Annotated in this window: 14 protein-coding genes; 5 read left to right on the top strand and 9 right to left on the bottom strand. The window is 60.0% G+C overall.

Translation table 11 applies throughout. From position 1 onward, the window contains the following. Window positions 1-120: 120 nt before the first annotated feature. From CAF63_RS28130 to CAF63_RS28110, 5 genes are all read right to left on the bottom strand, one after another. A complete protein-coding gene (locus CAF63_RS28130) occupies window positions 121-1,056 on the bottom strand; it encodes a glutathione S-transferase family protein (protein WP_085690620.1) in 936 nt (311 codons plus the stop codon). Between the two features lie 726 nt (window positions 1,057-1,782). Then, window positions 1,783-2,085, bottom strand: a complete 303-nt coding sequence (locus CAF63_RS28125; protein ID WP_085690619.1) for a GIY-YIG nuclease family protein — start codon at window positions 2,083-2,085, stop codon at window positions 1,783-1,785. Between the two features lie 39 nt (window positions 2,086-2,124). After that, on the bottom strand, window positions 2,125-2,598 hold the full coding sequence (locus CAF63_RS28120) for a nuclear transport factor 2 family protein (RefSeq protein ID WP_085690618.1): 474 nt from the start codon (window positions 2,596-2,598) through the stop codon (window positions 2,125-2,127). Between the two features lie 100 nt (window positions 2,599-2,698). Beyond that, complete coding sequence (locus CAF63_RS28115) at window positions 2,699-4,003, bottom strand: CynX/NimT family MFS transporter (RefSeq protein ID WP_085690617.1); 1,305 nt, start codon at window positions 4,001-4,003, stop codon at window positions 2,699-2,701. Beyond that, window positions 3,993-4,652 carry a FadR/GntR family transcriptional regulator gene (locus CAF63_RS28110; RefSeq protein ID WP_085690616.1) on the bottom strand — a complete coding sequence of 220 codons (660 nt, stop codon included), beginning with the start codon at window positions 4,650-4,652 and terminating at the stop codon, window positions 3,993-3,995. Before CAF63_RS28110 ends, CAF63_RS28115 begins: the two co-directional genes overlap by 11 nt. A 166-nt stretch (window positions 4,653-4,818) precedes the next feature. On the opposite strand from CAF63_RS28110, the gene CAF63_RS28105 reads away from it, so the two are divergent. Together CAF63_RS28105 and CAF63_RS28100 are read left to right on the top strand one after the other, a co-directional pair. Continuing rightward, window positions 4,819-5,130 carry a type II toxin-antitoxin system MqsR family toxin gene (locus CAF63_RS28105; RefSeq protein WP_085690615.1) on the top strand — a complete coding sequence of 104 codons (312 nt, stop codon included), beginning with the start codon at window positions 4,819-4,821 and terminating at the stop codon, window positions 5,128-5,130. Further along, window positions 5,127-5,612, top strand: a complete 486-nt coding sequence (locus CAF63_RS28100) for a type II TA system antitoxin MqsA family protein (RefSeq protein ID WP_085690614.1) — start codon at window positions 5,127-5,129, stop codon at window positions 5,610-5,612. The genes CAF63_RS28105 and CAF63_RS28100 overlap by 4 nt, the downstream gene beginning before the upstream one ends. Before the next feature lie 52 nt (window positions 5,613-5,664). Here CAF63_RS28100 and CAF63_RS28095 read toward each other — a convergent pair whose 3' ends face one another. From CAF63_RS28095 to CAF63_RS28080, 4 genes are all read right to left on the bottom strand, one after another. Next, window positions 5,665-6,429, bottom strand: a complete 765-nt coding sequence (locus CAF63_RS28095; RefSeq protein ID WP_007957337.1) for an amino acid ABC transporter ATP-binding protein — start codon at window positions 6,427-6,429, stop codon at window positions 5,665-5,667. Between the two features lie 11 nt (window positions 6,430-6,440). Beyond that, on the bottom strand, window positions 6,441-7,538 hold the full coding sequence (locus CAF63_RS28090; RefSeq protein WP_064382444.1) for an amino acid ABC transporter permease: 1,098 nt from the start codon (window positions 7,536-7,538) through the stop codon (window positions 6,441-6,443). Window positions 7,539-7,548: 10 nt separating this feature from the next. Continuing rightward, on the bottom strand, window positions 7,549-8,730 hold the full coding sequence (locus CAF63_RS28085; RefSeq protein WP_085690613.1) for an amino acid ABC transporter permease: 1,182 nt from the start codon (window positions 8,728-8,730) through the stop codon (window positions 7,549-7,551). 65 nt (window positions 8,731-8,795) lie between these two features. Beyond that, window positions 8,796-9,827, bottom strand: coding sequence for an amino acid ABC transporter substrate-binding protein (locus tag CAF63_RS28080; protein ID WP_007957332.1), 1,032 nt, complete (start codon window positions 9,825-9,827; stop codon window positions 8,796-8,798). A 467-nt stretch (window positions 9,828-10,294) separates the two neighbouring features. On the opposite strand from CAF63_RS28080, the gene CAF63_RS28075 reads away from it, so the two are divergent. From CAF63_RS28075 to CAF63_RS28065, 3 genes are all read left to right on the top strand, one after another. Then, window positions 10,295-10,951, top strand: coding sequence for an alpha/beta hydrolase (locus tag CAF63_RS28075; protein WP_085690612.1), 657 nt, complete (start codon window positions 10,295-10,297; stop codon window positions 10,949-10,951). Window positions 10,952-11,047: 96 nt separating this feature from the next. Then, the gene (gene rhlB / locus CAF63_RS28070) at window positions 11,048-12,526 is read left to right on the top strand and encodes an ATP-dependent RNA helicase RhlB (protein WP_085690611.1); all 1,479 of its coding nucleotides are present in this window, start codon (window positions 11,048-11,050) and stop codon (window positions 12,524-12,526) included. Window positions 12,527-12,650: 124 nt separating this feature from the next. Next, complete coding sequence (locus tag CAF63_RS28065; protein ID WP_085690610.1) at window positions 12,651-13,595, top strand: ornithine cyclodeaminase family protein; 945 nt, start codon at window positions 12,651-12,653, stop codon at window positions 13,593-13,595. The last annotated feature ends 7 nt before the right edge of the window (window positions 13,596-13,602 follow it).

Here is a 13,602-nt window from a genome sequence, read left to right as displayed (position 1 = left end):
TAAACTTGCTCGGGTCGTATTCGCACTACTAAAGGGGCAGAGCGAATACCAGCCGAAAGCAAGTTGAGGGTTGCCCCTCAACCATAGAATCTCCCACAGGTTTTTGACGGGCTTGAGAAATCAGCGAGCTTCGATTCGGAAACCGAAACGCGGAAAGTGCACATGCACCACTCCGCCACGTTCGTCTTCACGGCGCAGGATCAGCTCCTCTCGACCGGCAAACACCAGCTCGCCGGCGACGGTATCAACGCCGTAGTCTGTCGCGGCGATCAGCACCTGCTGACCTGCCACGAACCCGTTCGGGTCAGTGAACTCTTCGTCCGGCAATGCCGCCGGGGTCGAGTTGCGCGCGATCTCCAGTGCTTCCTCCGAGCTCATATCGCTGGCCGCGCCATGGCCGAAACCGAGCACACGTCCCAGCCACGCCGATACTGCCGGATAAGCATCCACCAACGGCGCCGTCACGTGCGTGGCCTTGAGGAACCACAGTGGATGAGCCATGGCGAAGTCGGCAATCGATGGCTCACCGAACAGGAAGTCACCGTCTTCACGCTGCAACTGCTGCTCCAGACGCGCCATGAGGGTCGGCCAATTGTGCTTGGCCCGCTCCGCTGACAGCTTGGTCGCGCTGCCACCACTGAACAGTCCGGCCCGATCGGCAAGGAAGGCCTTGATCGCTTCCGGCGGCAACTTGCCGAAACGCACCGCCACCGATTCGGGCTGGAACACCAGGCTCACCGCATGCTGGAACACCACCGAGTCGGCCCAGGCGGCAAAACTGGCGGCGATCATTTCCTGACCTTCCGGGAAGAACGAAGGCTGGGCCTTTTCCTGCTCGAGGCGGCGGGCGATCAGCGCGGTGTCGCAATAAATATCGGCACCGATCTGCAGCACCGGGGTCTTGCGGTAGCCACCGGTCAGGGCAGTCAGGTCAGGCTTGGGCATCACTGGCGAGATATGCACCGAGCGCCAGGACAAGCCCTTGAAACCCAACAACAGCCGGGCCTTTTCGGCGAATGGAGAGGTCGGGTAATGATGCAGAATCAACTCGGACATGCTCGGCTCCGCCGCACAGAAAGTGAGCCAGCAGCTTAGCGCGCAATTCGTTCGCAGCCTACGGATCCGGCTGATGGGAACCGATCAGTCAGGTTGATAAGGCGCTAAAAAGCCGCCTCAGCCAAGGCTGAGACGGCTTTCCACATCAAGGACCTTACATCAGGTCATCGAAGTGATCTCGCAGGAACTCGTAAAAGCGAAACGCTTTGAACGATCTCCATACGAGGCTCAGAGTACGCAGCAAAAGCTTCATACATTTTGGCCTCCGGTTAGGGGCCAAACCTCCAGCGTGCTTACCGGACCACGTACGCCTTCGGAATACACGCCAATGTACCCAATGAGGCGGCCGGTTGTGATCCCCCTGAAAAATCATTCCGGCACGGGAGCAACCCCATGTCAGAGGGCATGAAACCGTTACGTCGATCAGCCAGACCTCAAAGCTGCATTGGCATGCGAGCGGACGAATAGTAATCGGATTGCTATACCGTCATTTAAACAAATGAGCTCAAAATCGCATTCTCTGGAATGGGTGTTTCAAGGCTTGCCTGGTGACGTAAAGACGAATACTCTTGGCCTGCGCCAGTGTATCCAGTGAGATGCGGTAAACCCCGGCCGCAAACCGAGGTTTACAGAAAAAACCGCCTACAAGGGCGGTTTTTTCTTGCCTGTTGTTTATGCAACGTGCCGAATCTACGGAAGGGATATCTACAAGGTTCGAGGGCTTATTCAGTCAGGCCGATAAGACGCCACCAGACACTCCTTCGCACTCTTCCTCAGCTTCTTGATCAACCGCTCCTGGCGCAACGCATCACCCTTGTCGCGACAACGCTCGGTGTAGACCAGCGCCATCGCAGGGCTTGAGAGAAAGAAGCGTGCGCCCTTGCCGCTCTGGTGCTTGGCGAAGCGGCGCACGGGATCATCGCTGATCCCGCAGTACAGCGAACCGTTGGCGGCGCGTACGAGGTAGACGAACCAGGACTTGCTCACTGGAACGTCGGCATCGGGAGGATTTTCGCTGAGGCTGGTCACGGGACAATTCAGGCGTAAGGAAAACAGGCCGCGATCTTATCAGCGACTCGCCTGAAATGCCCTCAGCCCTTTCAGCGCCTGAGCGCGGACGGCGTTGCGCACCAGCGGCGTCCAGCCCAGCAGCAGGCCCTTGAAGCCCAGTGCCTGGCGTGACCAGCGCCACAGGTCGAAGTGGTCATGGTGTTCGCAGATCTTGCCGTCGCGGAAGACGAAGCGTGCCTGGATGTCGTTGATCACGATGTTGCCGGTCTGGCTGAACAGGTACGTCGCCACCCAGTGGGCGCCGCCGCTGCGCTCGTCGGCGCGGACGTTGTCGAAGGTCAGGGAGAAGTCCTTGGCGCGGGTGGTGAGCATGCGCCACATATCGCCGGCATCGCGGCCGCGCAGCTCGCCGAACGCAGGATCGCTGAACACGACGTCGTCGGTGTAGCAAGCCGCCATGGCCTCGGCGTCGAGGCGCTGGAAAGCCTGGTAGAAACGGGTGATCAGGGCGCTGTGGGCTTCTTCACTCATGGGCAATCTCCAGGAAAGGTACAGATTGCCAGCACGATAATCCGCAAACGCCCGAAACACTATCGGCATTCGCATTCCGAATACCGACAGTGGGTGCACATCAGACCTTTTCGCTGACCACCTGCACGTACAGCGCACGTCCGGCACCGAGGCCGGCAAGGATCGCTCCCGCACCGACGATGCCGAAGATCCAGCCGACGGCGTTCCAGCCGCCGGTCCAGTCGTGCACCACGCCGACCGCGAACGGCCCCATGGACGCGAGGGTGTAGCCGAAGCCCTGGGACATGCTCGACAGGTTTGCCGCGACATGGGAGTCCCGCGAGCGCAGCACGATCAGGGTCAGCGCCAGGCTGAACGTACCGCCCTGCCCCAGGCCCAGCAGGATCGCCCAGCCCCACAACCCTTCGATCGGCGCGTAGAGGCAACCGAAAAGGCCGCCGAGGGTCAGCGCCATCACCACCACGATTGCCAGCCGCTGATCCTTGCCGCGCGTGGCCAGCCACGGCGCCGCCAGGGAGCTGGCAAGCTGGATGATCACCGAACCGGACAGCACCAGGCCGGCCTGTGTGGGCGTCAGCCCGCGACCGATGAGGATCGACGGCAACCAGCCGAACACGATGTAGGCCAGCGACGACTGCAGCCCCATGTACAAGGTCACCTGCCAGGCCAGCGGATCACGCAGCAGACCGCGCACTCGGTACGCGACGTTGTGCGCGCCGTGCTTCTGGCCGATTTGCGGCAGCCAGAACACCGCCGCCACCAGCGCCGGAATCACCCAGAAGCCCAGGCCCATGGCCCAGCTGTGATCGAAGTGTTCACTCAGCGGCACGCTGGAACCTGCCGCCATTGCCGCGCCCAGGCACAGGGCCATGGTGTAGACGCCGGTCATGGTGCCGGCATGTTTGGCGAAGTCGCGCTTGACGATGCCCGGCAGCAACACGCCGATGATGCCGATGCTCGCGCCGCCCAGCACGCTGCCGGCGAACAGTCCGACTTCACCGAAGTTGCTGCGCAGGATGATGCCGCCGGCCAGTGTCAGAAGAATCCCCAAGACCACCCGCTCGGCACCGAAACGTCGCGCGAGCACTGGTGCCAGTGGAGCAAACAGACCGAGGCAAAGCACCGGCAACGTCGTCAGCAATCCCGCCTGAGCAGCAGACAAGCCAAGGCTCTTCGACACGTCACTGAGCAGCGGCGCCATGCTCGACAGCGCCGGACGCAGATTCAACGCCACGAGGATCAACCCCAGCAGCAACAGCCACGGACGCCGTACCAGCGGATGGCTTTGCTGCACCTGCTCGTCATCGGCTTCGGCGTCGATCAACAACTCTTCGAGCTCGGCCTTGCGAACGGGTGCTGGGGAAGCTTCTGGGCGGGACATGGTTTTCTCGGTTTCAAGGTTCATTGATCAACTGCCTCGACAGGGCTTTGGCCCGCTCCGGGTCCCGCTGCTCGACGGCCTCGAGCAGGGCGACGTGCAAATCGAAGACTTCCTGTCGACGGGGGACGATGTTCAGGGTCTGGCGCAATTGCGCCCCGACGATGCTGGAAAAATAGCGATACAGCTCGCTGAGGGTCGGGTTGTGTGCGGCATCCACCAGACGGCGGTGAAACACCAGATCGCAGCGGATGTAGCTGTCGAGATCGCCGTGATAGTGGCTGCCGGCGACACCCAGCGCCTCGCGCAATGCGACGAGGTCTTCGACGGTCCGGCGCAAGGCCGCCAGGCCAATGGCCTCGACTTCAAGGATGTGCCGGGTTTCCCGGGCCTGATCCAATGAGCATTTGGACAGCGCCTTGAGCGTGTCCATCGGATCGACCACCGCGCGCAGGTAACTGCCGTCACCCTGACGAATTTCGATCAACCCGGAAAACGCCAGCACCCGCATCGCCTCGCGCACGGTGTTGCGGCTGATGCCCAGTTCGGCGCACAGCTCGGGCTCGGTCGGCAAACGCTGACCGACCTGCCACGTGCCGTCGGTGATGCGCTGGCGCAACTGATCCAGGGCCTGATCGACCAGGGATCGCTTAATAAGTGGAGAAATGTCTGACATAGGATTCGCCCTTTCATCCAATCATGGGATGAATTTTCTGACATGTTAGTCAGCTCCGTGTAGGACGGCAACCACCTAGGGTCAGGGAGAGGCAAATGGAGCGGGATTTTCAATTAGTCAAAATTACCCTTTAAGGGTAATTTCAGGGACAGGGTTCTGGTTTCTTATGGAAAAGAACACACCCCATTACGACTTGGTGGTGATCAAGGCGGATGTCAGGCGACTCGGTTGGAAAGCATTCACGCACACGGCGAGAAAGACGGGGACTGCACTCGAACTGAGTCTCGCAGAAATGCAGGAAATCGTTCACAAACTGCAGCGCGGCATGTTGTACAAATCGATGACGACTTATGACGATCATCGTATTTGGCAAGACGCCTATCACATCCAATCACATGGTTTGGAGATTTACATCAAGGTGTCCTATCACTACGCCAGGCGTCCACCCGTGATCTCCTTCAAGGAGAACAATTCATGAACACGCAGCAGTGTTTCAGTTGCGGCGCCCCGGAAGGCATGGTGCATTTCAAAGGTCGAGGCGAAACCTTGAGCGCCAGGGGAATGGAGCGTCGCATCGACGACTTGTCGGGCTGGGAGTGCCAGAAGTGCGGCGAGGTCGAATTGGATGACGAGTGCGGGCAGCGCTATTCGGATGCATGCGATGAACTCGTTCTCGCCTGTAGAAAAATGGTAGGCAACGAAATGAAAAGGATCCGCCGCAAACTGCATTTGACGCAAAAGGAAACGGTGCAATTGCTTTCAGGGGGCGGGCACAACGCATTTTCACGATACGAACGCGGCGAGGTACTTCCGCCGAAAGCATTGATGCTACTCATGCGTCTGCTGGATCGCTATCCACACTTGCTTGCCGATGCGAGAAACCTGGCCGAAGGGGCTGATTTGAGGGGGGCTTTCAAGTTCACCGAGCACAAAGAACAAGAAGCTCTTACCGCCTCCTGACCCACAAAAAACAAACCCGGCACAAGGCCGGGTTTGTTTTATTCATCAGATCTCAATGCAGGATCTGACTCAGGAACAGCTTCGTACGATCATTCTGTGGATTGTCGAAGAAGTCGTTCGGTGCAGCCTGCTCAACGATTTCGCCCTTGTCCATGAAGATCACGCGGTTGGCCACGGTGCGAGCGAAGCCCATTTCGTGGGTCACGCAGAGCATGGTCATGCCGTCTTCGGCCAGGCCGATCATGGTGTCGAGTACCTCTTTCACCATCTCCGGGTCGAGTGCCGAAGTCGGTTCGTCGAACAGCATGATTTTCGGTTTCATGCACAGCGCACGGGCGATCGCCACACGCTGCTGCTGACCGCCGGACAGTTGCCCCGGGTATTTGTGCGCCTGCTCCGGAATGCGTACGCGTTCCAGGTAATGCATGGCGATTTCCTCGGCCTTGCGCTTGGGCATTTTGCGCACCCACATCGGCGCCAGGGTGCAGTTCTGCAGGATGGTCAGGTGCGGGAACAGGTTGAAGTGCTGGAACACCATGCCGACTTCACGGCGGATCGCTTCGATCTGCTTGAGGTCGTTGGTCAGCTCTACGCCATCGACCACGATGCGGCCCTGCTGGTGTTCTTCCAGACGATTGAGGCAGCGGATGGTGGTGGATTTGCCGGAACCCGACGGGCCGCACAGCACGATACGCTCGCCCTGACGCACGTTGAGGTTGATGTCTTTCAGCACGTGGAACTGGCCGTACCACTTGTTCACGCCCTGCATCTGAATGATGCCTTCAGGGCCCACTGGCTTTTTGATTGCTTCGCTCATCGAAAAAACTCCTAACGCTTGTGGCCAGTGTCGAGCTTGCGTTCCAGGTGCATGGAATAGCGCGACATGCCAAAACAGAAAATCCAGAACACCAGGGCGGCGAACACGTAGCCTTCGGTGGCCATGCCCAGCCATTTCGGATCGGCAGCGGCTTGTTTGACGCTGTTGAGCAGGTCAAAGAGGCCGATGATGATCACAAGGCTGGTGTCCTTGAACAGCGCGATGAAGGTGTTGACGATGCCGGGAATCACCAGCTTCAGGGCTTGCGGCAGAATCACCAGGCCCATGGCGCGCCAGTAACCGAGGCCCATCGCGGCCGCGGCTTCGTACTGGCCTTTGGGGATCGCTTGCAGACCGCCGCGCACCACTTCGGCGACGTACGCCGACTGGAACAGGATCACGCCGATCAGCGCCCGCAGCAGCTTGTCGAAGTTCATGCCTTCAGGCAGGAACAGCGGCAGCATCACCGAGGACATGAACAGCACCGTGATCAATGGCACGCCGCGCCAGAACTCGATGAAGGTCACGCAGACCACACGGATCGCCGGCATGTTCGAGCGTCGACCCAGCGCCAGGACAATCCCCAGCGGCAACGCACCGGCGATGCCGACAGTGGCGATCACCAGGGTCAGCATCAGACCGCCCCACTGACTGGTCGCCACGGTGTCGAGGCCGAAGACGCCGCCATGCAGCAGGCACCAGGCAACGATCGGGTAGACCACCAAGAAGCTCAGGCCGTACACCGCCTTGTGCGCCACGCGTTTGATGAACAGTGGCGCCACGCCGATGACTGCCAGCCACACGGTCAGATCCACGCGCCAGCGCAGTTCCGGCGGGTAGTAGCCGTACATGAACTGACCGAAACGCTGCTGAATGAAGACCCAGCAGGCGCCATCTTTGGTGCAGTCGGCGCGGGTGGTGCCGACCCAGTTGGCATCGAGGATCGCCCAACTGAGGATCGGCGGTACCACCAGGTAGATCAGGTAGAACGCGAACAGGGTCAGCAGGGTGTTGAGCCAGCTGGAGAACATGTTCGCGCGAATCCACGCCATCGGGCCGAAGACCTTGGCCGGCGGTGGCATGTCGGGTTTGAAAGTATGAGTACTCATGCGCTATTCCTTACCGCTCGATCAGCGCGATGCGCTTGTTGTACCAGTTCATCAGCAGGGAAATGCTGATACTGATCGCCAGGTACACGCTCATGGTGATGGCAATGACTTCGATCGCCTGACCGGTCTGGTTCAGCACGGTGCCGGCGAACAGCGAAACCATTTCCGGATAACCGATACCGGCCGCCAGCGAGGAGTTCTTCGCCAGGTTCAGGTATTGGCTGGTCAGCGGCGGGATGATGACCCGCAGCGCTTGCGGAATGATCACCTTGCGCAGGGTCGGGCCGTTGCGCAGGCCGAGCGAATGCGCCGCCTCGGTCTGGCCGTGGCTGACCGACTTGATGCCCGAACGCACGATCTCGGCGATGAACGCTGCGGTGTACACCGTCAGCGCCAGGGTCAAGGCCAGCAGTTCCGGAATCAGCACCCAGCCACCGACGAAGTTGAAGCCTTGCAGCTTCGGCATTTCCCAGTGCACGGGCGCACCGAAGATCAGCGCGCACACCGCCGGGATGACCAGGAACAAGGCCAGGCCGGCCCAGAACTTGTGGAACGGCTCGCCAGTGGCTTCAAAGCGTTTGTTGGCCCAGCGGCTCATCAGCACGATGGCGACGATGGCCACCACGATGCTGACCACGAACGCCCAGAAGCCGTCGGCCATTTGCGCAGCTGGCATGTTCAGGCCGCGGCTGCTGACGAAGAAGGTATCGCCGAAGTTGTGGCTGTTGCGCGGCCCCGGCATGGTCAGGAACACCGCGAAGTACCAGAACAGGATCTGCAGCAGTGGCGGGATGTTACGGAAAACCTCCACGTACACGGTTGCCAGTTTGGAAATGATCCAGTTCTTCGACAGGCGCGCGACGCCGATGATGAAGCCGAGGATTGTGGCCAGGATCACACCGATGAAGGTCACCAGCAGCGTGTTGAGCAGGCCGATGACAAACACCCGGGCATAACTGTCCGCTTCGGTGTAGGAGATCAGGTGTTGAGCGATGCCGAACCCGGCACTGCGCTCCAGAAAGTCGAACCCCGAAGTGATACCCCGGTGTTGCAGGTTGGTCTGGGTGTTATCGAACAGATACCAACCCAGGGAGACCACCGCCACGATGGTGATGATCTGAAATACCCACGCACGCACTCGTGGATCGCTGAGGCTGAGCCTCTGCTTTGGTGCGCCGATTGAATTTTGCATGAAGTGCCCCGGAAATAATGGAACAGAACGTCACCCGGCAGTTGGCCTGCCGGGTGACAGAACCATCAGCGCACTGGTGGTGCGTATTGAATGCCGCCGTTGTTCCACAGCGCGTTCAGGCCACGGTCGATTTCCAGCGGAGTGCTCTTGCCGAGGTTTTTCTCGAAGATTTCGCCGTAGTTGCCGACTTGCTTGACGATCTGTACGACCCAGTCCTTCGGCAGTTTCAGGTCTTTGCCGTATTCGCCGTCTGCACCGAGCATACGAGCGACATCCGGGTTCTTGGTCGCTTTGGCTTCAGCTTCGACGTTCTTCGAAGAGATGCCCGCTTCTTCGGTGTTCAGCAGCGCGTAGCCAACCCAACGCACGATGGCCAGCCACTCGTCGTCGCCGTTACGCACGACCGGGCCCAGTGGTTCCTTGGAAATGGTTTCCGGCAGAACGACATAATCCTTCGGCGAAGCCAGCTTGCTGCGCTGGGCGAACAGCTGGGACTTGTCGGAGGTCAGCACGTCGCAACGACCGGATTCCAGCGACTTGGCGCTTTCATCGGAAGTATCGAAAGTGATCGGGGTGTATTTCAGACCGTTGCCACGGAAGTAGTCGGAAACGTTCAGCTCGGTGGTGGTACCGGCCTGGATGCAGATGGTTGCACCGTCCAGCTCTTTGGCACTTTTCACGCCCAGCTTGTTGTTTACCAGGAAGCCGATACCGTCGTAGTAGGTAATGAAGCCCGGGAATTTCAGGCCCATGCCCGCGTCACGGGAGCTGGTCATGGTGGTGTTGCGCGACAGGATGTCGATCTCGCCCGACTGCAGAGCGGTGAAACGCTCCTTGGCGTTCAACTGACTGAACTTGACCTTGGTCGCGTCGCCGAACACGGCAGCCGCCACAGCGCGGCAGACGTCAGCATCGATACCCACGATCTTGCCGGTGGAATCCGGAACCGAGAAGCCTGGCAAGCCATCGCTGACGCCGCACTGCACGAATCCTTTCTTCTTCACTGCATCCAGGGTTGCACCCGCCTGAGCGAACCCGCTGACACCCAGTACTGCAGCAGCAGTCACGATCGCCAGAGTGGATTTCAACATCTTCATTCAAACCTCCAGTTTTGCTCTTGTTGTGTCGGAGCTTGAGTCCAGTCGCACCCTTTTGAGGCGTTGTTGACCCGTGTTGGCTTTTTTTGGGATCAACCGACGCAGGACCTTCGCTATGAGTCTAGTAGGAGAAAATCCACATAATGGACAACTCACTTCTCACCAGTCGGCCGAACGGGCGGTAGCCCTTTCACGTTCGCTAAGCCCGTTGCGGCCATTGGCGAACATCCATCACCGGATTCTTTGCTATCCCGTCGCCAGTCGTTCACTGATAGTGTTACCGCCAGGCGCGAGATCGATTGCACGACTACCTCATAGCAAAGCCCGTACCACACCGGCAGCTGAAGCGTTTGAGTGACAGGTCAATAGCAAAACTTGCAACCTTGCGACATCTTCTTAACGGATCAACCGGGCGCGCACGCAAATCACGCACTCAATGAGAGCGCCCGCACACAATTGGAGCAGCCATGACCGAGCCCTTGATTCTTCAGCCTGTTAAGCCCGCAGACGCCTGCGTGATCTGGCTGCACGGCCTCGGCGCCGACCGCTACGACTTTCTGCCGGTGGCCGAAGCGCTTCAGGAAAGCCTGCTGAGCACGCGTTTCGTCCTGCCCCAGGCGCCGACCCGTCCGGTGACGATAAATGGCGGATATGCCATGCCGAGCTGGTACGACATCAAAGCCATGAGCCCGGCCCGGGCGATCGACCGCGATGAGCTGGAAGCCTCTGCCGACCGCATCATCGAATTGATCGAAGAACAGCGAAGCAGCGGAATAGACGCCTCGCGAATTTTCCTCGCCGGTTTCTCCCAGGGTGGCGCTGTGGTCTATCACACCGCGTTTCTGAAATGGCAGGGGCCGTTGGGTGGGGTGCTGGCATTATCGACATACGCGCCGACGTTCAGCGATGAACTGGAGTTGTCGGCCAGCCAGCAGCGGATTCCTGTGCTGTCACTGCACGGCCAGTTCGACAATGTGGTGCAGAACTCGATGGGACGCACGGCGTATGAGTATCTGAAGGCGCATGGTGTCACCGTGACATGGCAGGAATACCCAATGGAGCACGAAGTGTTACCCGAAGAAATTCGCGACATCGGCACGTGGTTGAGCGAACGCCTGCGCTGACAATTCCGCCAAGGCTCGCCCTTTGATCATCCCACTACGCCGCGCCCGTTTCTTGCATTACACTGGCCGGCGTACATTCCTTAACCAATTGATGAGATGACCGTGCTCAAAGCACTCAAGAAAATGTTCGGTAAAAGCGAGGCTGAGCAGCTCGCGCCAGTCCCCACTGCGCCGTCGCACGCCCCCGGTCATCGCAGCGATGCCAGCCAGGCCGACCGCCAGACGCCCGCCACGACGCCAAAACGTGAACCGAAACCCGCTCCAGCTGCCGCGCCCGCCACTGAGCCGGCCCGCAGCGAAGCACCGAAACCGGCCAGACCACGTCGCGAACCCAAGCCCAAGGCGCCGGTTATTCCCTGGAAACTCGAAGACTTCGTCGTCGAGCCGCAGGAAGGCAAGACCCGCTTCCACGATTTCAAGCTCGCCCCGGAACTGATGCACGCCATCCACGACCTGGGTTTCCCGTATTGCACGCCGATCCAGGCCCAGGTGCTGGGTTTCACCCTCGCCGGCAAAGACGCCATCGGCCGCGCCCAGACCGGCACCGGCAAGACCGCCGCGTTCCTGATCTCGATCATCACCCAACTGTTGCAGACCCCGCCGCCGAAAGAGCGCTACATGGGCGAGCCACGGGCGCTGATCATCGCGCCGACCCGCGAGCTGGTGGTGCAGATCGCCAAGGACGCCGCCGACCTGACCAAGTACACCGGCCTCAACGTCATGACGTTCGTCGGCGGGATGGACTTCGACAAGCAGCTCAAGCACCTCGAAGCGCGCCATTGCGACATCCTTGTCGCGACCCCGGGCCGCCTGCTCGACTTCAACCAGCGCGGCGACGTGCACCTGGACATGGTCGAAGTCATGGTGCTGGACGAAGCCGACCGCATGCTCGACATGGGCTTCATCCCGCAGGTTCGGCAGATCATTCGCCAGACCCCGCCGAAAAGCGAACGCCAGACTTTGCTGTTCTCCGCGACCTTCACCGATGACGTGATGAACCTCGCCAAGCAGTGGACCACCGATCCTGCGATCGTCGAAATCGAGGTCACCAACGTGGCCAACGAAAACGTCGAGCAGCACATCTACGCGGTGGCCGGTGCCGACAAATACAAACTGCTCTTCAACCTGGTCAACGACAACGGCTGGGAGCGGGTCATCGTGTTCGCCAACCGCAAGGACGAAGTGCGCCGCATCGAAGAACGCCTGGTGCGTGACGGCATCAACGCCGCGCAGCTGTCCGGCGACGTTCCACAGCACAAGCGGATCAAGACGCTCGAAGGCTTCCGCGAAGGCAAGATCCGGGTGCTGGTCGCCACCGACGTAGCCGGTCGCGGTATCCACATCGACGGCATCAGCCATGTGATCAACTTCACCCTGCCGGAAGTCCCGGACGACTACGTGCATCGCATCGGCCGTACCGGTCGGGCCGGTGCCGACGGTGTGTCGATCAGCTTTGCCGGTGAAGACGACTCCTATCAGTTGCCGTCCATCGAAGAAAAACTCGGTCGCAAGATCAGCTGTGAAACGCCGCCGACGCATCTACTGCGGGCGGTTGAGCGCAAGCGTCCACAGTAAGCGACGCCATAAAGAGAAGCGCAGCCGGCAACGGACTGCGCTTTTTTTTCGCCCGGATATTGTTCAACAAAACTAAAAGTCCATAATGGACAAATAAGTTTATAAACAGTCTCCGGAGTCCGACATGTCCAGTACGCCTTACGTGATCGACCAAACCCAGGCCCGCGAGCTGCTGGCCCGGATCGATGTGCCGCAGATCCTGCGCAAGCTGTTCCGCGATCTGGCGGCCGGGCATGCGGTGCAACCGGCGCAGCAACTGGTGGAATTCCCCCAGGGTGCCGGGGACTTCATCAACTATCTGGGCGTGCTGGCAGAAGACGGCGTGTACGGGGTCAAGACTTCACCCTACATCGTTCGCGAACAAGGCCCGCTGGTGACGGCGTGGACACTGCTGATGTCGATGCAGACCGGACAACCGCTGCTGCTCTGCGATGCCGGTGAACTGACCACCGCCCGTACTGCTGCGACCACCGCCGTGGCGGTCGATGCCCTCGCCCCGTTGAAGGCTGCGCGTCTGGCAATCATCGGCAGCGGCAAGGTCGCCCAGGCGCACCTGCATTACGTCAAAACGTTACGCGACTGGCAGAGCATCAATGTGTATTCGCCGACCTTGAGCGAAGACCCGGCAACCGCCAGCCTGCTGCAAAACCTCGACCCACGGGTGAGCATCGCCGACAGCCGCGAAACCGCCATCGCCGAGGCCGACGTGATCATGCTCTGCACCTCGTCCGCAGGACCTGTGATAGACCCGGCAACCTTGAGCAAACCGGCGCTGATCACCTCAATCAGCACCAACGCACCGCGTGCCCACGAAGTGCCGCCGCAAACCCTCAACGAGATGCAGGTGTTCTGCGACTATCGTCTGACCACCCCGGGCTCGGCCGGCGAGATGCTGATCGCCCGCGAACAACATGGCTGGGACACCAGCGCGATCCTCGGTGACCTGGCGGATCTGCTCAGCGAAAAAGTGCAGCGTCCGGATTACAACCGTCACGTGTTTTTCCGCTCCATCGGTCTGGGCCTGGAAGACATCGCCCTGGCCAACGCCGTCTATCAATTGCAGCGCTGACACCGGA

It is taken from the genome of Pseudomonas sp. B20(2017) (assembly GCF_002113125.1).
Lineage (GTDB): Bacteria > Pseudomonadota > Gammaproteobacteria > Pseudomonadales > Pseudomonadaceae > Aquipseudomonas.
This window is presented reverse-complemented; position numbering and strand designations above follow the sequence as displayed.

Excerpts from the sequence above, each read along its gene's own strand:
- CAF63_RS28075 (WP_085690612.1), top strand. The coding sequence starts at position 10,295 with ATGACCGAGCCCTTGATTCTTCAGCCTGTTAAGCCCGCAGACGCCTGC.
- CAF63_RS28095 (WP_007957337.1), bottom strand. The coding sequence starts at position 6,429 with ATGAGCGAAGCAATCAAAAAGCCAGTGGGCCCTGAAGGCATCATTCAG.
- CAF63_RS28080 (WP_007957332.1), bottom strand. The coding sequence starts at position 9,827 with ATGAAGATGTTGAAATCCACTCTGGCGATCGTGACTGCTGCTGCAGTA.
- CAF63_RS28105 (WP_085690615.1), top strand. The coding sequence starts at position 4,819 with ATGGAAAAGAACACACCCCATTACGACTTGGTGGTGATCAAGGCGGAT.
- CAF63_RS28085 (WP_085690613.1), bottom strand. The coding sequence starts at position 8,730 with ATGCAAAATTCAATCGGCGCACCAAAGCAGAGGCTCAGCCTCAGCGAT.
- rhlB (WP_085690611.1), top strand. The coding sequence starts at position 11,048 with ATGACCGTGCTCAAAGCACTCAAGAAAATGTTCGGTAAAAGCGAGGCT.
- CAF63_RS28065 (WP_085690610.1), top strand. The coding sequence starts at position 12,651 with ATGTCCAGTACGCCTTACGTGATCGACCAAACCCAGGCCCGCGAGCTG.
- CAF63_RS28115 (WP_085690617.1), bottom strand. The coding sequence starts at position 4,003 with ATGAACCTTGAAACCGAGAAAACCATGTCCCGCCCAGAAGCTTCCCCA.
- CAF63_RS28110 (WP_085690616.1), bottom strand. The coding sequence starts at position 4,652 with ATGTCAGACATTTCTCCACTTATTAAGCGATCCCTGGTCGATCAGGCC.
- CAF63_RS28120 (WP_085690618.1), bottom strand. The coding sequence starts at position 2,598 with ATGAGTGAAGAAGCCCACAGCGCCCTGATCACCCGTTTCTACCAGGCT.
- CAF63_RS28130 (WP_085690620.1), bottom strand. The coding sequence starts at position 1,056 with ATGTCCGAGTTGATTCTGCATCATTACCCGACCTCTCCATTCGCCGAA.
- CAF63_RS28100 (WP_085690614.1), top strand. The coding sequence starts at position 5,127 with ATGAACACGCAGCAGTGTTTCAGTTGCGGCGCCCCGGAAGGCATGGTG.
- CAF63_RS28090 (WP_064382444.1), bottom strand. The coding sequence starts at position 7,538 with ATGAGTACTCATACTTTCAAACCCGACATGCCACCGCCGGCCAAGGTC.